17 protein-coding genes are annotated in these 22249 nt (G+C 30.5%); 8 read left to right on the top strand and 9 right to left on the bottom strand.

What is annotated here, in order from left to right; genetic code table 11:
- Positions 1-103: 103 nt before the first annotated feature.
- Both H9I45_RS03810 and H9I45_RS03805 read right to left on the bottom strand, forming a co-directional pair.
- A complete protein-coding gene (locus H9I45_RS03810; RefSeq protein ID WP_088355111.1) occupies positions 104-3001 on the bottom strand; it encodes an FAD-binding and (Fe-S)-binding domain-containing protein in 2898 nt (965 codons plus the stop codon).
- Between the two features lie 165 nt (positions 3002-3166).
- Entirely contained in the window at positions 3167-3697 is a 531-nt protein-coding gene (locus H9I45_RS03805) for an RNA polymerase sigma factor (protein ID WP_317043394.1), read from the bottom strand.
- 338 nt (positions 3698-4035) lie between these two features.
- On the opposite strand from H9I45_RS03805, the gene H9I45_RS03800 reads away from it, so the two are divergent.
- The 3 genes from H9I45_RS03800 to H9I45_RS03790 all read left to right on the top strand — a co-directional run bounded on the left by H9I45_RS03800 (position 4036) and on the right by H9I45_RS03790 (position 8576).
- On the top strand, positions 4036-6531 hold the full coding sequence (locus H9I45_RS03800; protein ID WP_176397599.1) for a M14 family metallopeptidase: 2496 nt from the start codon (positions 4036-4038) through the stop codon (positions 6529-6531).
- Positions 6532-6693: 162 nt separating this feature from the next.
- Positions 6694-8349 carry an arylsulfatase gene (locus H9I45_RS03795; protein WP_088355110.1) on the top strand — a complete coding sequence of 552 codons (1656 nt, stop codon included), beginning with the start codon at positions 6694-6696 and terminating at the stop codon, positions 8347-8349.
- 68 nt (positions 8350-8417) lie between these two features.
- Positions 8418-8576, top strand: coding sequence for a YqaE/Pmp3 family membrane protein (locus tag H9I45_RS03790; RefSeq protein WP_088355109.1), 159 nt, complete (start codon positions 8418-8420; stop codon positions 8574-8576).
- Here H9I45_RS03790 and H9I45_RS03785 read toward each other — a convergent pair.
- The 5 genes from H9I45_RS03785 to H9I45_RS03765 are packed head-to-tail and all read right to left on the bottom strand — an operon-like array spanning position 8573 to position 12242.
- Complete coding sequence (locus tag H9I45_RS03785) at positions 8573-8911, bottom strand: tRNA-binding protein (RefSeq protein WP_088355108.1); 339 nt, start codon at positions 8909-8911, stop codon at positions 8573-8575. The two genes, H9I45_RS03790 and H9I45_RS03785, sit on opposite strands and share 4 nt — an antisense overlap.
- 5 nt (positions 8912-8916) lie before the next feature.
- On the bottom strand, positions 8917-9381 hold the full coding sequence (locus H9I45_RS03780) for an Mpo1 family 2-hydroxy fatty acid dioxygenase (protein ID WP_088355107.1): 465 nt from the start codon (positions 9379-9381) through the stop codon (positions 8917-8919).
- A gap of 3 nt (positions 9382-9384) precedes the next feature.
- Positions 9385-10992 (bottom strand): S8 family peptidase, encoded by a 1608-nt coding sequence (locus tag H9I45_RS03775; RefSeq protein ID WP_088355106.1) that lies wholly within the window; start codon positions 10990-10992, stop codon positions 9385-9387.
- Between the two features lie 30 nt (positions 10993-11022).
- Positions 11023-11559 carry a YfiT family bacillithiol transferase gene (locus H9I45_RS03770; protein WP_088355105.1) on the bottom strand — a complete coding sequence of 179 codons (537 nt, stop codon included), beginning with the start codon at positions 11557-11559 and terminating at the stop codon, positions 11023-11025.
- Positions 11559-12242, bottom strand: coding sequence for a tetratricopeptide repeat protein (locus H9I45_RS03765; RefSeq protein ID WP_088355104.1), 684 nt, complete (start codon positions 12240-12242; stop codon positions 11559-11561). The genes H9I45_RS03770 and H9I45_RS03765 overlap by 1 nt, the downstream gene beginning before the upstream one ends.
- Before the next feature lie 117 nt (positions 12243-12359).
- Here H9I45_RS03765 and H9I45_RS03760 point away from each other — a divergent pair, with 117 nt between their 5' ends.
- The 5 genes from H9I45_RS03760 (at position 12360) to leuB (ending at position 18913) form a co-directional block, all read left to right on the top strand.
- Positions 12360-13667 carry a sulfatase-like hydrolase/transferase gene (locus tag H9I45_RS03760; protein ID WP_088355103.1) on the top strand — a complete coding sequence of 436 codons (1308 nt, stop codon included), beginning with the start codon at positions 12360-12362 and terminating at the stop codon, positions 13665-13667.
- A gap of 201 nt (positions 13668-13868) precedes the next feature.
- Positions 13869-15269: a 3-isopropylmalate dehydratase large subunit gene (gene leuC, locus H9I45_RS03755; protein ID WP_088355102.1), complete on the top strand. Its 1401-nt coding sequence runs from the start codon at positions 13869-13871 to the stop codon at positions 15267-15269.
- Between the two features lie 129 nt (positions 15270-15398).
- Complete coding sequence (gene leuD, locus H9I45_RS03750) at positions 15399-15998, top strand: 3-isopropylmalate dehydratase small subunit (RefSeq protein ID WP_088355101.1); 600 nt, start codon at positions 15399-15401, stop codon at positions 15996-15998.
- Between the two features lie 191 nt (positions 15999-16189).
- Positions 16190-17710, top strand: coding sequence for a hydroxymethylglutaryl-CoA lyase-like TIM-barrel protein (locus tag H9I45_RS03745; protein ID WP_088355100.1), 1521 nt, complete (start codon positions 16190-16192; stop codon positions 17708-17710).
- A gap of 147 nt (positions 17711-17857) precedes the next feature.
- Positions 17858-18913: a 3-isopropylmalate dehydrogenase gene (gene leuB, locus H9I45_RS03740; RefSeq protein ID WP_088355099.1), complete on the top strand. Its 1056-nt coding sequence runs from the start codon at positions 17858-17860 to the stop codon at positions 18911-18913.
- An 88-nt stretch (positions 18914-19001) separates the two neighbouring features.
- On the opposite strand, the gene H9I45_RS03735 is transcribed toward leuB, so the two are convergent.
- Together H9I45_RS03735 and H9I45_RS03730 are read right to left on the bottom strand one after the other, a co-directional pair.
- Positions 19002-19868 (bottom strand): YkgJ family cysteine cluster protein, encoded by an 867-nt coding sequence (locus H9I45_RS03735; protein ID WP_228455034.1) that lies wholly within the window; start codon positions 19866-19868, stop codon positions 19002-19004.
- Positions 19869-20014: 146 nt separating this feature from the next.
- Complete coding sequence (locus tag H9I45_RS03730) at positions 20015-22111, bottom strand: hybrid sensor histidine kinase/response regulator transcription factor (RefSeq protein WP_088355098.1); 2097 nt, start codon at positions 22109-22111, stop codon at positions 20015-20017.
- Positions 22112-22249: the final 138 nt, after the last annotated feature.

Below are 22249 nucleotides of genomic sequence, written 5' to 3'. Positions count from 1 at the left end.
TATTTCGTAGAACCATTTAAAACTAAATGTACGAAAAATGATTAGTTTTCAATTAAAGTATTTTGTGAGGCTTTAACTGAAAACCGCGACTAAATACTGTAAACTATAAAAGCGCTTCTTTTAAAATAGTAATTGGGTGTTTTGCAATACGTTTTGTCCCATCAAAAATTTGATGTCTGCAACTTGTTCCAGCAGCAACAATCTCTGTTTCTTTTGGTGTGTTTCTTACTTTTGGAAACAATGTATCTTCACCAACTTGCATAGAAACATTGTAATGTTCCTTTTCGTAACCAAATGAACCTGCCATTCCACAACATCCAGAATTTATAATTGTTACAGAGTAGTTTTTTGGAAGATTTAAAATTTGAAAACTTGCATGTGTTCCAGACAATGCTTTTTGATGACAATGTCCATGAATTTTTAAAGTTTTAGTTGCTGAAGTAAAAAGAGAAGTATCTAAATTACCTTTTTCTAATTCTTTGGCTAAAAACTCTTCAAAAGTAAAGACATTTTTAGCAATTTTTTCTGCGGCTTTTTTATCATCTGCTAAACGAATATATTCATCTCTAAAAGTTAAAATTGCTGAAGGTTCTATTCCAATTAACGGAGTTTCTTCTGTAATAATATCTTTAAATATTTCTACATTTAAATTACAAACTGCTTTTGCTTCTTTTAAAAACCCTTTAGAAATAAAACTTCTTCCAGATTCTTCGTGATTTATAAGTTGTAAATTATAGCCTAATTTTTCTAACAAGTAGAAAGCATCTTTTCCAATTTCGACATCGTAAAAGTTTGTAAATTCATCACAAAATAAATAAATAGTTTTATTGTTTTTTGAAGAAGGTTGTTTTTGAAACCATTTTTTAAATGTTTTTGGAGCCAATTTAGGAACACTTCTTTTCTGTGCAACTCCCATTGCTGCTTTTGCAAATGGTGTACTTAAAATAGCGTTTGTTAAAGCAGGAACAATGCTTCCTAATTTGTTGTATTTTACATTATTAGCAAATAATTTACTTCTAAAAGAATAGCCGTTTGTTTCTTGATATTGATATAAAAACTCGGCTTTCATAGTAGCAATATCAACATTACTTGGGCATTCAGAAGCACACGCTTTACAGCTTAAACACAAATCGAAAACTTCTTTTAATTCTTTATGATTAAATTTATTTGCTTCGTCGGAATTTGTTAAAAACTCACGCAATGTATTTGCTCTTGCTCTTGTGGTGTCTTTTTCATCTTTTGTAGCTCTGTAACTTGGGCACATAGTTCCTCCAGCTTCTACTGGTTTTCTACAATCTCCAGAACCGTTACATTTTTCAGCGAGTTTTAAAATTCCTTCGCTATCAGAAAAATCTTGAATCGTTTTTATTTGGGGTTCAATTCTATCCACTTCATAACGTAGATTTTCATCCATGGCAAAAGCATCTGTAATTTTCCCTTTGTTGAAAACATTATTGGGATCAAAAGCCTTTTTAATTCTTCTTAATAATTGATAATTTTCTTCACCAATCATTAATGGAATAAATTCTGCACGTACAATTCCATCTCCATGTTCTCCAGAAAAAGAACCTTTGTATTTTTTTACTAATTCCGCAGTTTCTGTGGTTATTTTTCTGAACAAAACAACATCTGCTTTCTTCTTCAAATTCAAAATGGGGCGTAAATGCAATTCTCCAGCTCCAGCATGCGCATAATAAATTGCGTCTTGCTGATACTTATCCATAATTTTGGTAAACTCTTTAATATAATTTGGCAAATCTTCTAAAGCCACAGCTGTATCTTCAATACAAGCAACAGCTTTCATGTCGCCAACCATATTTCCTAAAGCTCCTAAACCTGCTTTTCTTAAATAATGGACTTTTGCAATATCTTTTCCATATACTTTAGGATGATGATATCCGAAATTGTTTTTTTCTAAATCTACAATCAATTTATCTGCCAACAATTCTGCTTCTGGCAATGTATTTGCAGAAACTTCTAACATTAAAACTGCTTCTGGGTCTCCTTGTAAAAAGAACCTATTTTTAGCCAATTCTCTATTGTTTTTTGTACAATCTAAAATGGCTTTGTCCATCAATTCACAATTGTATAAATTATGATTCATGGCAGTTAACGTCGCAATTAAACTCTCGTTAATACTTGTAAAATGAGAACAAACCATAATACTTTCAGTAGGAGGTAAGTTGTCTAATTGTAAAGTTATGGAAGTAGAAAAAGCCAATGTTCCTTCACTTCCTGATAAGAATTTTGCAACATTTATGGTTGGTTCTGTACCGCCAAACAAATCTGATTTTAAAAACTCATCAACAGCATAACCTGTATTTCTTCTATGAATTTCTGGTTTTGGAAACTCCTTTTTAATTTCATCTTGTGCAGAATCGTAAATTAATTCCGAATAAATACTTTTATAAATTTGTCCTTCTAAAGTTTCTAATTTTGTTTTTTCAAGAAACTCATTCGAACTTATTTCTTTAAATATTGCTGAAGAGCCATCACTCAAAATAGCTTCAATTTCCAATACTTTATCACGAGTTACTCCATATTTTATAGAAGTACTTCCAGAAGAATTGTTACCCACCATTCCACCAATCATACATCTGTTAGAAGTGGATGTATTTGGGCCAAAGAATAAGCCAAAAGGTTTTAAATACACATTTAAAGAATCTCTTACAATTCCTGGTTCTAATTTTATGGTTTTCACTTTTTCGTCAAAATGAAGCGTTTTCGTAAAATGTTTAGAAACATCTACCACAATTCCATCTCCAACACATTGTCCTGCCAAAGAAGTTCCTGCAGTTCTTGGTATTAAAGTGATTTTATTTTCGGTTGCAAAAGCAATTAATGTTTTAAGGTCTTTTACATCTTTTGGAAACGCAACTGCCAAAGGAATTTTTCTATACACAGAAGCATCTGTTGCATATAATGTTTTGTGTAAATTATCGAATAAAACATCACCAGAAAGTGAGTTGTGTAAAGCTTCTAAAGTAGTATTCTGAATCATTTGTAATTGAAAAAGTATCTAATTACAAATATCTGAATAATATTTCCATTAATACTGAATAGCGCTAGAGTTTCTAAATTTTTATGGATTTGTTAAATTATAAAAGAGTAATTTTTGATTATCAGTAAATAAAGCTATTATTTAAGAAAAAATTCAAAGAAACATTTAAACAAATAATGTTTTTAATAAATTTAAACCATTTCTTTTTCTTGTTTTAACTGTTCCCAGAGGAATGTTTAACTCTTCTGAAACTTCTTTTTGAGTAAAGCCTTCAAAATAGATTAAGTTTAATATGTTCTTTATTTTCGGTTCTAAATTAGATACCATATTTTTTAAACCGATAGCATTAGTAATAGAATCTGAATTTATATTACACATGAAACTGTTTAGAAAATCTTCTGAACTAACATTTTTTTTGTTGTTTTTATAAGATTTAGATCTAATTTTATCAATAGTTGTGTTTTTAGCAATGTTAAGTAGCCAAGTAAAAAATCTCCCTTTTTTAATTGAGTATTTTTCAGAATTGTTCCAAGCTTTTACAAATACATCTTGAGTTAAATCATTTGCAATTTCAGTATCTTTTATCATATTAAAAATAACACCAAATATACTCTTATGGTACATGTTATATAATTCTTCAAAAGCAAGATGGTCTTTGTTTTTAAAATTCTTTACTAAAATATCTAATTCTATCATCAAGTCAATTTATTACTTAAGACGAAATTACTCTTAAACAAAAAGAATCAGTGTCTCATATAAATTATATTTTAACCCTATTAAGCAATACTTTAATAAATAGTTGCATCTCAATATCATTTTTTTTGAATGTAAGGTTAGATAGTACTCTCTATTAGTTGAAAAATTTTAAATTCAATTTCCATTGTTCTAATTCTATAATTATTAATTTATGATTATTTTTTCTATTGGTTTGAAAAGAAATATCCGTTTTAATTACAAAACTTAAATGAATGTTAAATTTTAAAAAGAACATTTTTGAATTCATATATTTGTGTACTAACCAAACTCTAATTCAGATGAAAAAACTCTTATTTCTTTTTTTATTTATATCCATTTCAATTTCTGCACAAAAAGTAGATTTATCTTATTATTTACCTAAAGATGTAACGTATAATAAAAACATTCCTACACCAAAATCTGTAATTGGTCATGAAGTAGGAGAGTGGCATATTACACACGATAAATTGGTGGAATATATGAAGGCTTTAGCAGCTTCATCTAACAGAATTACGATTGAAAATAGAGGAAAAACGTTTGAAGATAGACCTTTGTTATTATTGACGATTACTTCTCCAAAAAATCATCAAAGTTTAGAAAACATCCGAAAAAATCATGTAGATGCAACAAATAATTCAGCAGATGTTTCAAACAATAAAATTGTGGTGTATCAAGGTTTTTCCATTCATGGAAATGAGCCAAGTGGATCGAATGCAGCCTTGGCTGTAGCTTATTATTTAGCTGCTGCAGAAGGAGGCGAAATCGATGATTTATTAGAAAATACGGTTATTTTATTTGATCCTTCTTTTAATCCTGATGGTTTGCAACGTTTTGCATATTGGGCAAATACGAACCGAAGTAAAAACATAAATCCCGATCCTAATGATCGTGAATATTCAGAGATTTGGCCAAGAGGAAGAACCAACCATTATCAGTTTGATATGAACAGAGATTGGTTGCCAGTTCAATTGCCAGAAAGTCGTGCAAGAATTGCAAGTTTTCATAAATGGATGCCAAATATTTTAACGGATCATCATGAAATGGGAAGCAATTCGAGTTTCTTTTTTCAACCTGGAATACCAAGTAGAACAAATCCTTTGACGCCACAAATGAATCAAGATTTAACGAAAGAAATTGCAACATATCATGCAAAAGCATTGGATAAAATAGGTTCTTTATATTATTCAGAAGAAAGTTTCGACGATTTCTATTATGGAAAAGGTTCTACCTTCCCAGATATTAATGGAAGTATTGGAATTTTGTTTGAGCAAGCAAGTTCAAGAGGTCATGCTCAAGAAACTTCTAATGGTATTTTAACGTTCCCTTTTACAATTAGAAATCAGTTTACAGCAGCATTATCTACTTTGGAAGCTGCCAGAAAAATGAGAGTAAAAATTTTACAATATCAGCAAGATTTTTACAAAGAATCTAGAAGCGGGTTCTCAAATAAAGCAATAGTTTTTGGTGATGAAAAAGATGCTGCGAAAAGTTATCATTTAGCAGAAGTTTTAAAACGTCATCAAGTGAAAATTCACGATGTAAAGTCAGATTTTACTCAAAATGGAAAAACATTTAAAAAAGGATACAGCTATGTAGTTCCTATGAATCAGAAGAACCAACGTTTGGTAAAAGCGATGTTCGATGTTCGTAAAACTTTTAAAGATAGTTTGTTTTATGATGTTTCTGCATGGACTTTTAACCATTCTTTTGGGGTTGATTATGCCGAAAATATTTCACTTTCGAAAGCAGGAAATGAAATTGAAGATTTAAAAATGAAAACAGGAACTGTTTCGTTTAAAAGTGATTATGGTTATTTAATGCCTTGGAACGAATATTATGCTCCAAAAGCTTTAAACGCTATTTTACAAAAAGGTTTGCGTGCAAAAGTTTCAATGAAAAACTTTAATAATGGTGGCAATTCTTACGATTATGGAACGATTTTTATTCCTGTTCAGAATCAAAAATTGAATGCTTTAGAAATGTATCAATTTTTACAAAAAACGGCAGAGGAAAGTCACGTTTCAATTAATGGAGTTTCAACTGGTTTAAATGATGGAATTGATTTAGGTTCTAATAATTTTAGCTCAATTGACAAACCAAAAGTGGCAATGTTGGTTGGAGATGGAATTGCAGGAAACGATTCTGGAGAAATTTGGCACCTATTAGACCAACGTTTCGATATGGCTTTAACACGTTTAGATATGAGCTATTTCTCGAGAGTAGATATTAGTAAATATACTGCAATTGTGGTTCCAAGTAGTTATAATTTAGGAAAATCTGCTGAAGAAAAATTAAGAACTTGGGTACAAAATGGCGGAATTTTAATTGGTTATAAAAATACCGCAAGATGGTTGTTTAGTAAGAAATTTATCAATTTAGAATTTGATAAAACCAAGATAGACACTATTAAAGATATTTCTTTTGAAAATAGAGGGTTAAAGTCTGGTGCACAGGTTATTGGAGGTGCAATATTTGAAGCTAAAACAGACAGATCTCATCCTATTAATTTTGGTTATAAAAACGATGAAATTGCGTTATTTAGAAATTCAACAATCTTTATAAAAGCAGACAAAAAGAGTTATAACAATCCAATTCAATATACTTCAAATCCATTATTAAGTGGTTATATTTCGAAAGAAAACGCAAAAGTAATTAAGAATACAGTTCCTTTTAAAGTACAAAGAATGGGAAGAGGAAGAGTATTAGTTTTTACTGACAATACAAACTTTAGAGCTTTTTGGTACGGAACTAATAAGTTGTTATTGAATGCTATTTTCTTTGGAGATAAAATGTAGATAAAAAACATTATTTCATATAAAACTTAAAATCCCACTTTTGTGGGATTTTTTTTGTTTTTGACAATTTATATACCTTCAAATAATAATAATTAAACTTTTTTAGTTGTTTAACTCTTTATCTTTGGTTGAAGAAATGCTTTCAAATCAATCAACTATTTTATGAAATTCAACCAACTCTCATTCATTTTATTCGCAGGAATTTTTATCAATTTTAATTCTTGTCAGCATAAAGAAAAAACAGTTGAAAAATCAAAACCAAATATTATTGTCATTTTGGCTGACGATATGGGTTTTTCTGATATTGGAAGTTATGGAGGAGAAATAGAAACACCGAATTTAGATGCTTTGGCAAATAACGGAATTCGTTACACACAGTTTTACAATACATCTAGATGTTGCCCAACAAGAGCGTCTTTGTTAACAGGTTTATATCCACACCAAACTGGTTTGGGTTGGATGACAAAAGTAGATTTAGGGAACCCAGGTTACACAGCAGAATTGAATAATAATTGTGTTACTATTGGAGAAGCGTTGAAAAATTCTGGTTATTCTACCTATGTTTCTGGAAAATGGCACGTAAATAAAGATGATGAAAGTGCCCAAGATAGTCCAAACCACAATTGGCCTTTACAAAGAGGTTTTGATGGTTTTTTTGGAATTCTAAAAGGTGCTTCAGATTATTTTAATCCTGATAATTTATACGATGGAAATACGCACATTGAGCCAGATGAAAATTTTTATTTTACAGATGCTGTAAACGATGCTTCTTCTAATTTTATTGAAAAACATATGGAGGAAAAGGTCAATCCGTTTTTTATGTATGTTGCTCATATTGCTCCTCATTGGCCAATTCAAGCAAAACCAGAAGACATTAAAAAATACCAAGGAAAATATATGGAAGGTTGGGATGTCTTACGAAAAAAACGTTTTGATAAAATGAAAGAATTGGGCGTAATTGACGAAAACGTAAAACTTTCTGAAAAAGACAAGGATATTGCAGATTGGGATTCACTTTCCGAAGATGAAAAGATAGATATGGATAAGCGAATGGCCATTTATGCAGCGCAAATCGATTGTATGGATCAAGGAATTGGACGTATTATTTCAACCTTAAAAAAACACAATCAATTAGATAATACTTTAATTCTTTTCCTTTCTGATAATGGTGGTTGCTTACAACCAATTTCAAGAGGAGAAAGCAAAGAATTAGCAGATTTAGGAACCGAAAAATCTTTTGAAAGCTACAGAAAAGCATGGGCAAATGTAAGTAATACACCTTTTAGAAATTATAAAAAATGGGAACATGAAGGAGGCGTTTCAACTCCATTAATTGCACATTGGCCAAAAGGAATCAAAGAAAAAGGAACCTTAAAAAGCCAAATGGGACATGTAATCGATTTTATGCCAACGATTTTAGAGTTGGCTGAAGTTGAATATCCTAAAACATACAAAGAAAACAAAATCACACCTTTAGAAGGAGAGAGTTTAGTAGCTACTTTTAATGGGGATAATGTTCACAATAGAGCTATTTATTTCGAACATACAGGAGCCAGAGGAATGAGAGATGGAGATTGGAAATTGGTCTCTTTAAACACGCAAGAATACCCGTATTTTAAAGATTGGGAATTGTATAATTTAAAAGACGATAGATCTGAAACTACAAATTTAGCTTCTGAATTTCCAGAAAGAATCGAGCAATTAAGTAAGAAATGGTATGCTTGGGCAGAAAGAACAAACGTATTGCCAATTGACGGACGTGGTTGGTATCAAAAAATAAATTTTCCAAAGGGAGTAAAAACACCAGAAAGTAAATGATCAAAAGATTTTATTGTAACAAAAGTAGGGTTTAATCGTCTTAATAATATATCAATCAAAGTTATATTATGAGTATTTTTAGAGTGTTTTTTGCTATATTTTTTCCACCACTTTCTGTTATAGATAAAGGTTGTGGTTCTTTTGTTATTATTTTTCTACTAACGCTTTGTGGCTGGATTCCTGGTGTAATAGGAGCGTTGGTTATTTTGAATAATCCGAAGAATTAAGAAACCTGCTCCCCGTTTTTAATATTCTTAGAAGCTTGCAATAAAACCACATTTCCATCTGTATTGTAAACACCAATAACCAAAATTTCACTCATAAAATTAGCGATTTGTCTTGGCGCAAAGTTTACAATTGCAGATACTTGTTTGTGTAGTAATTCTTCTTTAGAATACAAATCTGTTATTTGAGCACTTGATTTTTTAATTCCTAAATCGCCAAAATCTACTGTTAATTGATAGGCTGGCTTTCTTGCTTTCGGAAAATCGTTGACTTCTATAATGGTTCCTATTCTAATATCAACTTTTAAAAAGTCTTCGAATGTAATTTCTGGTTTCATAATTATTATTTCTTTCCTCCTAATTTCTGAATCACCCAAAGTGGACCAATCAATAAAAATTGTAAATCTTTTGCAAAAGATGGTTTTTTACCTTCCACTTTATGTCCCCAAAACTGACCAATCCAAGCCAAAACAAAGATAATTATAGAAGCATATAAAAGATTTGTATTATTTCCTAACCAGAAATTACCTACAATACATAATAACATTACAAATAACATATTTAAGAAATACCAAAACCCTAAACGTAAGTAAAAGAAAGAAATTACAACACCAATTACTGCTGCCCAATTTTCTAAAAGAGGATTATACAAACCAAAACTATTTTCTAAAAACGAAGTTGGTATACTCATTAAAAGCCCAATTACACTAAAGAAAATTAAAGGAACACAAATATAATGTACTATTTGGTTGGTTTCATTTTGATGACTTATTGCATATTCATCAAACCATTGTTGGGCAGTTTTCATTAATTAATTTTTAATAATTTTTTTTGTAATAGATTCTAAGCCATTTTGAAGTTTTAAGGAGTAAATTCCTTTACTAATTGTTTTTAAATCTATTTTTCCTTCAGAAATTTTTCCTTGTAAAACATTCTTACCTAAAATGTTATATAAATTGTAGTTTACATCATTTAATTCTGTGGACATTAATAGATAATCTGAAGTAGGGTTTGGATAAAATCGATAGTTTTTTGTACTAAAACTTTCTGTAGATAATACTTTTTGTAACGCATTAAAAGCATTTACTCTTCCTGCTCCATAATATTGATCCCAACCAGCAGTATCTTCTGTAGCAGTTCCAACCATATCTTCTGCAGATTCTCTTATAATAGTTCTTATTTGTTCTACAGTTAAATTAGGTTTTTTATTTAAAATTAAAGAGCAAATACCAGCAACCAAAGGCGCTGCTTGAGAAGTTCCTCCCCAGTAACCATTATAATTGGTATCTGAATTGCTTGCCAAACCAAATATAATATTTCCAGGAGCAATTACATCTATATGGTTTCCAAAATTACTTCCACTTGTAGCACTCCAAAAAAACGGATTAGATCTTTTATCATCCGAATCTGAAGAACCAACAGCAATTGTATTTGCATACGCTGCAGGATAATAAAGTGCGCTATTATTAAAATTCATCATAGAAACTGTTATTACAATTCCATTTGCATGTGCACTATTTACAGCAGTTTCCATAGCAGCAGAATAAGAACTACCACCAACAGACATATTTATAATTTTTGCTCCTTTATTAACAGCATAATTTATAGCTTCAATCCAATTAGAATAAAATCCATTGTTGTTTTGGTCTAAAATTTTTAAAGGCATTATTTTACATTCCCAATCTACACCTGCATAACCAATAGAATTGTTTCCTGTGGCAGCAATAATTCCAGCAATATTGGTACCATGACCATTATCGTCTGTAGGATCGTTATCGTTATTTACAAAATCCCAACCATTAATATCGTCTATATACGTATTTGTATCAGAATCTAAACCATTGGAAGTTTCTGTGGTATTTACCCAAACTCTACCAGACATTTCTGGATGTGTCATTCTTAGTCCAGAATCTAAAACTGCAATCGTAATATCTGGGTTTCCAGTTGTAATATCCCAAGCCAAATTCATATCTACATCTGCATCGTTTGTAGAAGGAGATGCAGTAAAGGAACCATCGTTATGCAGGCTCCATTGCCTAGAAAATAAAGCGTCATCTGGTGTAGTTGTAAAATTCTCTGTTCCTTTTTTTCCAGCACCAGTACCAATATAATCTGGCTCTACAAATTCGAAAAGATTGGTGTTTTTTAATTCGTTTGCAGTTTTTAGAACATCAATTTCATCCTTAAAAGTAAATAATAAAATTTCGTTATTTTGTTTTGATTTCTTTTTGTTATTGCTGAAGGATAAAGATCTAGAATTTTTAAAATTCTTATTTGTTAGTATTTTCTGAATAGAACTTTTAGATTTTGCATTTGTAGTTTCCTTATATTTTACAATAAGGCGTGTTTTCGAAAAATCTTGGGCATTAACAAAAGAGAATGCAAAAAGAACCGTGGTTAAAAGTAATAATTTTTTCATAGTTAGGTGTTTTTCAACCAAATATACAAATTATTTCCATTTGTTTCTGAGCATTAATTGCTCTATATGTGCAAAATGATGGTTGCAATGCCAAGCATAAATACCAATATTCTCTTTTAAAGATACTTTTTCATTTCCTGAAGGATGTATAAATTCTTTCTCTAAATCTGCTTCAGATAATCCTTTTAATAGATATACCCATTTAGAATGTAGCGCTTTTAAAGCATCGATTGATAAGAAAATAGGAGCAGATATAGAATCGTGTAATTCTGCCCATCTTTCTTCGAAATAGGCTTTAATTACTGGAGAATCTTCAGTTAATGTCCATTTAAAACGTGTGTAAGAATTATGATGACTGTCATAACAATGATGCACAACTTGTCTAATTGTCCAACCATTTTCTCTGTAAGGAGTATCTAATTGATTTTCGGACAAATCTTTCGTTAAAAACTCTAATTCTTGTGGAAATTTTTCTAAAATAGAAATCCATCCATCAATATCTTTTAGATTTATATTTTTAGGTGTTTTTACTTTTCCAATAGGGTATTTTAACTGTTCTATGTCCATTATTTTTCCTCTGTTAATTTTTTATAAGCTCTTTTTGCATTGTGGTTTTCAGGATTTATAGCCAATGCTTTTTTGTAATATTCAATTGCTTTCTCATTATTCTTTAGAGTTACATATGCATCTGCAGTGCTATCGTAAACATTCGAACTTTCAGGATGTAATGCGATATTTATTTTAAAAATTTCTATTGCTTTTTTAACCTTTCCGTCTCTTAAAAAATTATAACCAATAGAGTTAAGTCTACGTTCTCTAATTACTGGATTTAAAGAATCTTGTTCTTTAATCAATAAAAAAGCTGTTAAAGCTTTGTCATATTCTTCTGCTTCAAAATATTCGTTAGGTGTTTTTTCGTTTTTATTCAATTTTTTAAAATGATATATAACACCATCATGTTCTTTTTTTGGAGCCAATTCTATATGCATTTTTGGAGTGCTTACAAAAACCATTTTTTCGTTCAACTCTTTCATGTAAAAAGCACTATCGTTTACTTTTAACAAATCAATATCGTCATTTCCACGCCATTTTGCTTTTAAAATTTGGTCTTTAAAATAGATTTCAATCACTTCATTTTCGTTAAATAGATAGCGACCTTCAGTTGCAGTTACAAATTCATCAGAATTTTTTTGTGAAGTACAACCAATACATATAATAAAAAGAAATAAAGGATAAATATAGTTTTTCATGGGTGGTTTCGTAAATTGATTCTCTATTAAGACGACTAATTTATCTATTTTGTTACAATTTTTAACATGAAATTAAACTATTCTTCAATTTATAAGTCCAAATAAAAATCACTTCACATGAAAATTTCTTCTTTTGTAGTTCTGTGCATTCTAATATTACTTTTTAATTGTAGTAAATCGCCAAGTATCGAAACAGAAACCGAAGAAGAAATAGAAGAACCAACAACACCTACAAAACCAAACATTTTATTTGTCATTGCAGATGATGTTAGCAAAGATGCAATTCCGAATTATGCTGAAGGAAATTCGAAAGCAAACATGCCAATTTTGCAAGGGTTAATGAATACAGGAATTACGTTTGACAATGTTTGGGCATATTCCGTTTGTTCGCCAACAAGAGCATCCATAATTACAGGAAAATACGGAATAAAATCTGGAGTAATAGAAGTTGGAGATCAAATAAATACTTCTGAAACTTCGCTTCAAAAATATATAAGTGACAATACAAATAATGCCTATTCAACTGCAATTATTGGCAAATGGCATTTATCTGACGATTCAAACGACGCTTTAACAATGGGTGTAGATTATTTTGCAGGAATTTTAAGTGGAGGCGTAAAAGATTATTACAATTGGGATTTAATTGAAAACGGAACTTCTTCAAAAAATACAGAATACGCAACTACAAAACTAACAGATTTAGCCATTAATTGGACACAAAACCAAACAAAACCTTGGTTTTTATGGATGTCATATAATGCACCTCACACACCTTTTCATTTAGCGCCGACAAATTTACATTCTCAAGGAAATTTGCCTACAGATACTGCTTCAATTGATGCAAATCCTTTGCCTTATTATGTATCGGCTTTAGAAGCCATGGATGCTGAAATGGGAAGATTTATAAACAGTTTATCTAATGCAGAAAAAGCAAATACCATTATCATTTTTATTGGCGATAATGGAACTCCAGCAAAAGTTGCACAATCTCCTTACAATAGAAGAACTGTAAAAGGAAGTTTATATCAAGGAGGAATTAACGTGCCAATGGTTGTTTCTGGAAAAGGCGTGAGCAGAATGAGTGTAAGAGAAGATGCATTAATTACATCTACGGATTTATATACAACTATTGGAAATATAGCTGGAGTTTCCACTACAGAAATTTACAATTCTATCAGTTTTTCTAAATTATTTATGGATGAAAATACAACTCAAAGAAATTTTGCATATTCAGAAAAAGAAGATGCTTATACTGTTAGAAATGCGACTTACAAATACATAAAATTCACAAACGGAACAGAAGAATTATACAAACTTTCTACAGATGCTTATGAAGGTACTAATTTAATAGGAACAACTTTATCTATTGAAGCAACAGAAGCAAAAAACGCTTTAATAGCTGAAGGAAATATAATTAGAAATTAAACTTATCAAGACAAAAAACAAACTCTACAAAATAAATAGACATCGTATTTTAAAACAAGTTAAAAATCTAAAAATCAGATAAATAAAGATAACTTTAACAGTTGAATATAATGTAAGAAACACATACAAAAACTTAAATACTCTTTAAACCTCTATATTTGGTAGCTGATACAAAAAATAGTTACTAAATATAAAATTAAAATGGCAAAAACATTATTTGACAAAGTATGGGACTCACATGTAGTTCGTAGTGTAAAAGACGGACCAGATGTGTTTTTTATCGATCGTCATTTTATCCATGAAGTTACCAGTCCTGTTGCGTTTTTAGGATTAGAAAGTAGAGGAAATAGTGTTGTGTATCCAGAGCGTACTTTTGCGACTGCAGATCATAACACACCAACTATAAACCAACATTTACCAGTAGAAGATCCATTATCTGCGAATCAATTAGATGCGTTAGAAAACAATGCTAAAAAGCATGGGATTTCTCACTGGGGTTTAGGAGATAAAAATAACGGAATTGTACATGTTGTAGGACCAGAAAACGGAATTACATTACCAGGAGCAACAATTGTTTGTGGAGATTCTCACACATCTACTCATGGTGCATTTGGTGCAATTGCATTTGGTATTGGAACTTCGGAAGTAGAAATGGTATTGTCTACACAATGTATTATGCAACCGAAACCTAAAAAAATGCGTATCAACGTAAATGGAAAATTAGGTTTAGGAGTTACTCCAAAAGATGTTGCTTTGTACATTATTAGCAAACAAACAACTTCTGGTGCAACTGGTTATTTCGTAGAATATGCAGGAGATGTTTTTAGAGACATGTCTATGGAAGGAAGAATGACAGTTTGTAATTTGTCTATAGAAATGGGCGCAAGAGGAGGAATGATTGCTCCAGATGAAAAAACGTTTGAATATATTAAAGGACGTTCTTTAACTCCAAAAGGAGCAGATTGGGACAAAGCCATGAAATATTGGGAAACTTTATATACAGAAGACGACGCACAATTTGACGAGGAATTCAATTACGATGCTTCAGATATTGAACCAATGATTACTTATGGAACAAACCCAGGAATGGGAATGGGCGTAACAAAATCGATTCCAACAGCTGCAAATGTTGAAGGAGGAGCAGAAACCTACAAAAAATCGTTAGGATATATGTCTTTTAGCGAAGGCGATTCTATGATTGGTAAGCCAATTGATTTTGTCTTTTTAGGTTCTTGTACAAATGGAAGAATAGAAGATTTTAGAGCATTTTGTTCTATTGTTGAAGGACGAAAAAAAGCAGACAATGTTACTGCTTGGTTGGTTCCAGGTTCACATAAAGTAGTAGATCAAATTAACGCAGAAGGATTAGGTAAAATAATTACAGATGCAGGTTTCGTTTTAAGAGAACCAGGTTGTTCTGCTTGTTTGGCAATGAATGATGATAAAATTCCAGCAGGAAAATTATCAGTTTCTACATCAAACAGAAACTTCGAAGGAAGACAAGGACCAGGATCTAGAACTTTATTAGCAAGTCCTTTAGTAGCTGCAGCATCTGCAGTAGAAGGAGTAGTTACAGATCCAAGAACGCTTTTAGTTAGTTAGATTTATAAATTAGTCAGCAGTCTTCTGTAGGCAGTTGACAGTCATAAAAGATTATCTAAAGAAAATATTTTAAAAAAGAATCAATTAATTACTGCCAACTGAATACTGGCAGACTGAATACTTAAAACAATGGCTTACGATAAATTTGAAGTATTAACAAGTACAGCATATCCATTACCAATCGAAAATGTAGATACAGATCAAATAATACCTGCTCGTTTCTTAAAAGCAACAGAGCGTGTAGATTTTGATAAGAACTTTTTCCGTGATTGGAGATACAATCAAGATGGAACACCAAAAGCAGATTTCCCTTTAAACAAAGAGATTTATGCTGGTTCTAAAATATTAGTTGGAGGTAGAAATTTCGGTTCTGGTTCTTCAAGAGAGCACGCAGCTTGGTCTGTATACGATTTTGGTTTACGTTGTGTAATTTCTTCTGCATTTGCAGATATTTTTAAAGGAAATTGCTTGAATGTTGGTGTGTTACCAGTTCAAGTTTCTCCAGAATTCGCAGACAAATTATTTGATGCAATTATGGCAGATCCAAAAACAGAAATCAAAGTAGATTTACCAAACCAAAAAGTAACGCTGGTTGCTACTGGAGAAAGTGAATCTTTCGACATTAATTCCTATAAAAAAGACAATATGTTAAACGGTTTCGATGATATTGATTACTTAAAAAACATCGAAAACGAAATTTCTGCATTTGCTGAAACAAGACCGTTTTAGATTTCTCCATAAGGTCGAAATGACATTTTGTTGTCATTCCGAGTGAAGTGATAACGAAATCGAGGAATCTTTACATTGTGAGATTTCTCCACAAGGTCGAAATGACATTTTGTTGTCATTCCGATTGAAGCGATAGCGAAATAGAGGAATCTATAAAACAAATAAAAAGAAATATTTTTCAAGTTGATAAAATGACCCAAAGAAAAATAGAAATAATGGACACGACATTGCGTGATGGCGAACAAACATCAGGAGTGTCGTTTTCGGTTTCAGAAAAACTAACCATTGCAAAATTATTGTTAGAAGAACTGAAAGTAGATCGTATAGAAATTGCATCTGCAAGAGTTTCTAAAGGAGAATTAGAGGCCGTTCAAAAAATTACTTCTTGGGCTTCAGAAAACAATCAATTAGAAAAAATAGAGGTTTTAACTTTTGTTGATGGTGGAAAATCTATTGATTGGATGATTTCTTCTGGTGCGAAAGTTCAGAATTTATTAACCAAAGGTTCTTTAAATCATTTAACACATCAACTAAAAAAAACGCCAGCACAACATTTTGCTGATATAAAATCTACGATTAAATTAGCTGCAAAAAATGGTATTAAAACCAATGTTTATTTAGAAGATTGGTCTAATGGAATGCGAAATTCCAAAGACTATGTTTTTGAATATTTAGATTTTTTAACTGCTCAAAATATTGAACGCGTTTTATTACCAGACACTTTAGGGATTTTAACTCCAGATGAAACGTTTAAATTTATTACGGAAGTTCGTAATAAATACCCAAATACACATTTCGATTTTCATGGTCATAACGATTACGATTTAGGTGTTGCAAATGTAATGGAAGCTGTAAAAGCAGGTTCAAACGGATTGCATTTAACCATAAATGGAATGGGAGAACGTGCAGGAAATGCACCTTTAGCAAGTGTAATTGCAGTAATTAACGACTTTTTAAAAGAAGTTGAGGTGACTGTAAATGAAACTGCTTTAAATAAAGTAAGTAAGTTAGTTGAGACATTTTCAGGCTTTCGAATTCCTGTAAATAAACCAGTTGTTGGTGCAAATGTTTTTACGCAAACTGCTGGAATTCATGCAGATGGAGATAATAAAAATAATTTATATTTCAACGATTTAATGCCAGAACGTTTTGGAAGAAAACGTAAATATGCATTAGGAAAAACATCTGGAAAAGCAAATATTCAAAAGAATTTACAAGATTTAGGTATCAGCTTAAATGACGATGAACTAAAGAAAGTTACGCAAAGAATTATAGAATTAGGAGATAAAAAAGAAGTCGTTTCTCAAGACGATTTACCTTATATTATTTCTGATGTTTTAGATTCTGATACTATTGAAAAACGTGTTGTTGTAGAAAATTATGTTTTGGGACACGCAAAAGGCATGAAACCATCTACAACTTTACAACTAATTGTGGAAGGAGTTCGTTACGAAGCACATGCACAAGGAGATGGACAATTTGATGCATTTATGAATGCGTTAAAGAAATTGTATAAAACACATAGTAAAAAAGAATTACCAAGTTTGATTGATTACGCAGTTAGAATTCCACCAGGAAGTCATTCAGATGCATTATGTGAAACAATTATTACTTGGAAAAGAGAAAAAAACGAATTTATAACACGTGGCTTGGATTCAGATCAAACAGTATCTGCAATTAAAGCTACAGAGAAAATGTTGAATATAATATAATAGAATATAAGGAAGTATGAAGCAGGAAGCTTGAGTTCAAGAGTAAGAAGTATGAAAACGATGTTATTTTAATAATTAAGTTTCAATTCTAGCTCAAAAATCTTCAAACTTCATACTCCCAACTTCAAACAAAAAATAATAAAAACAATGAAATTAAATATCGCATTATTAGCAGGAGATGGAATTGGACCAGAAGTAATAGACCAAGCTGTAAAAGTTTCGGATGCAATTGCTAAAAAGTTCAATCACGAAATTAATTGGAAACCAGCATTAACAGGAGCAGCAGCAATTGATGCAGTTGGAGAACCTTATCCAGATGAAACGCATGAAATTTGTGCGTCTTCAGATGCTGTTTTATTTGGTGCAATTGGGCATCCACGTTTTGATAATGATCCTTCTGCAAAAGTAAGACCAGAACAAGGTTTGCTTAAAATGCGTAAGAAATTAGGGTTGTTTGCAAATGTAAGACCAACATTTACATTTCCTTCTTTATTAGATAAGTCTCCTTTAAAAAGAGAAAGAATCGAAGGAACAGATTTGGTTTTTTTACGTGAATTAACAGGTGGAATTTACTTTGGAGAAAAAGGGAGAAGAGATGATGGAGAAACAGCCTTCGATAATTGTGTTTACACAAGAGCAGAGGTGCAAAGATTGGCTAAAAAAGGTTTCGAATTAGCAATGACTCGTGGTAAAAAACTATGTTGTGTTGATAAAGCAAACGTTTTAGAAACTTCAAGATTATGGAGAGAAACTGTGCAAGCAATGGAAAAAGATTATCCAGAAGTGGAAGTTTCTTACGAATTTGTAGATGCAGTTGCAATGCGTTTAGTTCAGTGGCCAAATAGTTACGATGTTTTAATTACTGAAAACTTATTTGGAGATATTTTAACGGATGAAGCCTCTGTAATTTCTGGTTCTATGGGATTAATGCCAAGTGCATCTTTAGGTTCTGATATTGGTTTATTTGAGCCAATTCATGGTTCTTATCCACAAGCAACAGGTTTAAATATTGCAAATCCAATGGCGACAGTATTATCTGCAGCAATGATGTTCGAAAACTTTGGTTTACAAGAAGAAGGAAAAGCAATAAGAGATGCTGTAAACAATGCCTTAAACAAAGGAATTGTAACAGAAGATTTAGCTGATGGAGGAAAATCTTACGGAACAAAAGAAGTAGGAGACTGGTTAGCAGAAAATATCTAAAATTTTATTTTTGATTGAATATATTTAAAAAGCTCTTGAGAAATCAAGAGCTTTCTATTTTTTAGACTAAATTTTGGCTATATCAATACTATTCTTTTGCACCATGACTTTTTGCAATTTCAACCCAATGTTCAGAAATTGCTTTTGGATCTGCTCCTAAACCTCTTGCTAAATGCAAGGCCAAACCAATCATTAAAACAGATGCTTTATGGAGTTCTTCATTTGTTTTAATTGTTCCAAATTTTTCTTGAGCTTTTAATAATAGCAATTCATTGTGTTTTTGGGCGAAAATGGTTGGGTTTTCATTAGAATCATCAATTTCTGGTAACATTAAATAATCGATCCATTCTTTACCAATTCTTTCTGCTAATACTTCTGGAGCTTCATTTCCCATAATTCGCCATAAAGCCAATGTTTCTATATCTCCAGATTCAGACAAACCAGAGTCTAGCAATAATTCAAAACCAATATCAGCGATGTTTTGCATTACTATTAAATATTCGTCTTGCGCTTTTTCGAATTTCTCTGCTTCTTGTCCTTTTAAGTATTCTCCAACACTCATTTTTGGAAGTTGTAAAACTTCAGCACAATCTGTTAAACATGGGAATTTTTCTCCTTCAAAAATATATTGTGCTTTATCAAATTGAATTTGACGACCTAAAGGATACAACCTACAAGCCAAAGGACGCCCTAAATGCACACTGCAACCAAAACCAGCTACATATTGGCTACATGCATTCTGACCTTTTTTATCGGGTTTTCCATCAAAACGTAATTTAATTCCATCAAATTCGCAATATAAATCACGAAATTCTCTTGTGGAAATTTTCTTTTCTTTACTAAAACATAACAACTCCCAAGGATTTAACATTACAGCTTTTCCAAAACAACAAGTTCCAGCTCTGGAGCAGGTGAGTGGTAATATGCTATCAATATTTAATTTAGTTGTTTGCATTGTTAGATTTACTTGCGATATTTCTAATGATAATCGATTCTATAATAATTTCGATATACTTAGCGAAGTTATCCTTTTTATATTATAAAATCAACAGGAAATCTAAGGTAATTAAATAAATGAAGCATAATTTTTAATTCAAATGGTTATAGTAAATTTTTATCCATTTCAGTTTTTGGAAATATTCCAAATCGTTTAAAATACCTATTAGAAAAGTAAGAACCATGGCTAAAACCAACTTCTAGAGTTAATTGTTTTATTGAATAAACTTCTCTTTTTTCTATTAATAATTTTGCTTTTTGTAATTTTATTTCAGTAATAAATTCGTTTGGTGTTAATCCTGTTAAAGTTTTAATTTTTCTATAAAAAGAACTTTTAGACATATTAAAATGTATAGAAAGATCTTCTTGATTTAACTTTTGTTTACCACAGTTTGTGTGGATATATTCTTTTATTTTTAAAAGTAACTCTTGTTCTTTATTGATGGTGTTTACGTCAGATATTTTTTCTTTTTCAATATAAAGATCTCTTTTATTTGCGTTAGAAATTCTATTATGTAATCTTACTAAAAGTTCTTCAGCTTCAAAAGGTTTGTGTAAATAATCATCTATTCCTAATCGTAAAACTTCTAATTTGCTGGAATAATCTGTTCTTGCAGTTAGCATTAAAATAGGATTCTTATAATTTATGTTGTTTAAATTTTTAATCAACTCTAAACCATCCATTTTTGGCATCATATAATCTGTAATTATACAGTCAATTTTTTGTTCTTCTACCATTTTAAGGGCTTCTAAACCGTTTTCTGCTTCAAAACAATTATAATTACTTAAAATATCTTTTAAGTAATCTCTCATCTCATAAGAATCATCAACAATTAATATGTTTTTGCCTATTTTTTCATTTTTATTAAATTGGGAATCATCAATACTATTTTCGTTTTCATCTTCAACTTTATTAATAGTAGTAATTACTTCTTGTTTTAAATTTACTAAAGGCATAGTAATTATAAATGTACTCCCTTCGTTTAATTTACTTTTCACTTTTAAAGTACCTGTGTGTTTTTTTATGATTTCTTTACTAAAAGACAAGCCAACACCACTTCCACCAGATTTGTTGATATCATTTTCTACTTGATAAAAGCGTTTGAATATTTTTTGTAAATCTGTTGTTTCAATTCCAATTCCAGTATCAATAATCTTTAAAACAACATTGTTGTCTTTAGTTGCTATTTCTATGGAAACTTCACCATTTTCAGGTGTAAATTTTAAGGCATTTAAAATGATGTTGTTTATGGCTCTTTCAAAAAAAGAAGTATCCAAAGAACAATTTATCGTGTCTGATGAGCTTTTAAAAGTAAAACGAATTTTTTTTCTTTCAAATAATGGTTCGAAAGAGATTTTTATTTTATTTACAAGATTTACAATATTATTTTCTTTTAACTTTAAAGAGAAATTAGAAGTTTCCATTTTTGCAAGATCTATAACATCATCTATAATCTTTTTAATTTTATGAATTTGATAGTTCGCTTGTTCTTGAATATTTCCTAAATGCTCATCATTTTTATAGATTTTTAGTTTATCTAATTGTCCTTTTAAAAGTGTTAATGGTGTTCTAATTTCATGAGAAACGTTTATAAAAAATTGCGATTGTTGTCTGTTTAAATTTTCTAATTGATTTCTTTGTTTTTCCAAAGCAATTTCACTTTTTACATTGGTATTTTTAAAATAATTGACTAATAAAAATATAATTACAAAAAGAACCAAACCTAAAACACTGGAGTTTTGTGTGTTTTCTGGATAGATGTTTAAAAGATTTTTAGGAACAGTAAAAAGTAAGTAACAAACAATAAATGTAGTATATATTAATTTACTATTGTTTGTAAAAAGCAATAAAAATGGGGGGATTATAATATAAAAATACTCAATATTTTTACCAGGTTCTATAAAATTTGCAAAAGCAACATTGCTGTAAAGCATTAATATAAAAAACAAGGTTCTTGCTGTATTAAATCTTTTATTTTTTTGAAAAAAATAGATTGAAATAACTCCAGTTAAAGTTATAGTATGAATTAAGATGGGTAAAAAAGGTTCTGGATTTCTAAAAGCGTCTTCTGTAATTAGAACTATTTGTATGATAATCCATTGACTCCAAAATAAGTTTAAAAGACGAACTCGTTTTACTTCTGTTCTATTTAGACTTTCATCTAAACCAATTTCAAGAATATTGTTATACCACTTAAACATATTAAGTCCTTTAATTATTAATATGGAATAAAAATATAATTTTTTTTAAAGTATTTACTAATTTTTCTAAAATTGACTGATTTGTGATGTCGATTGAACGATTTGTGATTTGAGTTTTTATTTAATTTGTAGAACAAT

The organism is Polaribacter haliotis, from assembly GCF_014784055.1.
GTDB lineage: Bacteria > Bacteroidota > Bacteroidia > Flavobacteriales > Flavobacteriaceae > Polaribacter > Polaribacter haliotis.
This window is presented reverse-complemented; position numbering and strand designations above follow the sequence as displayed.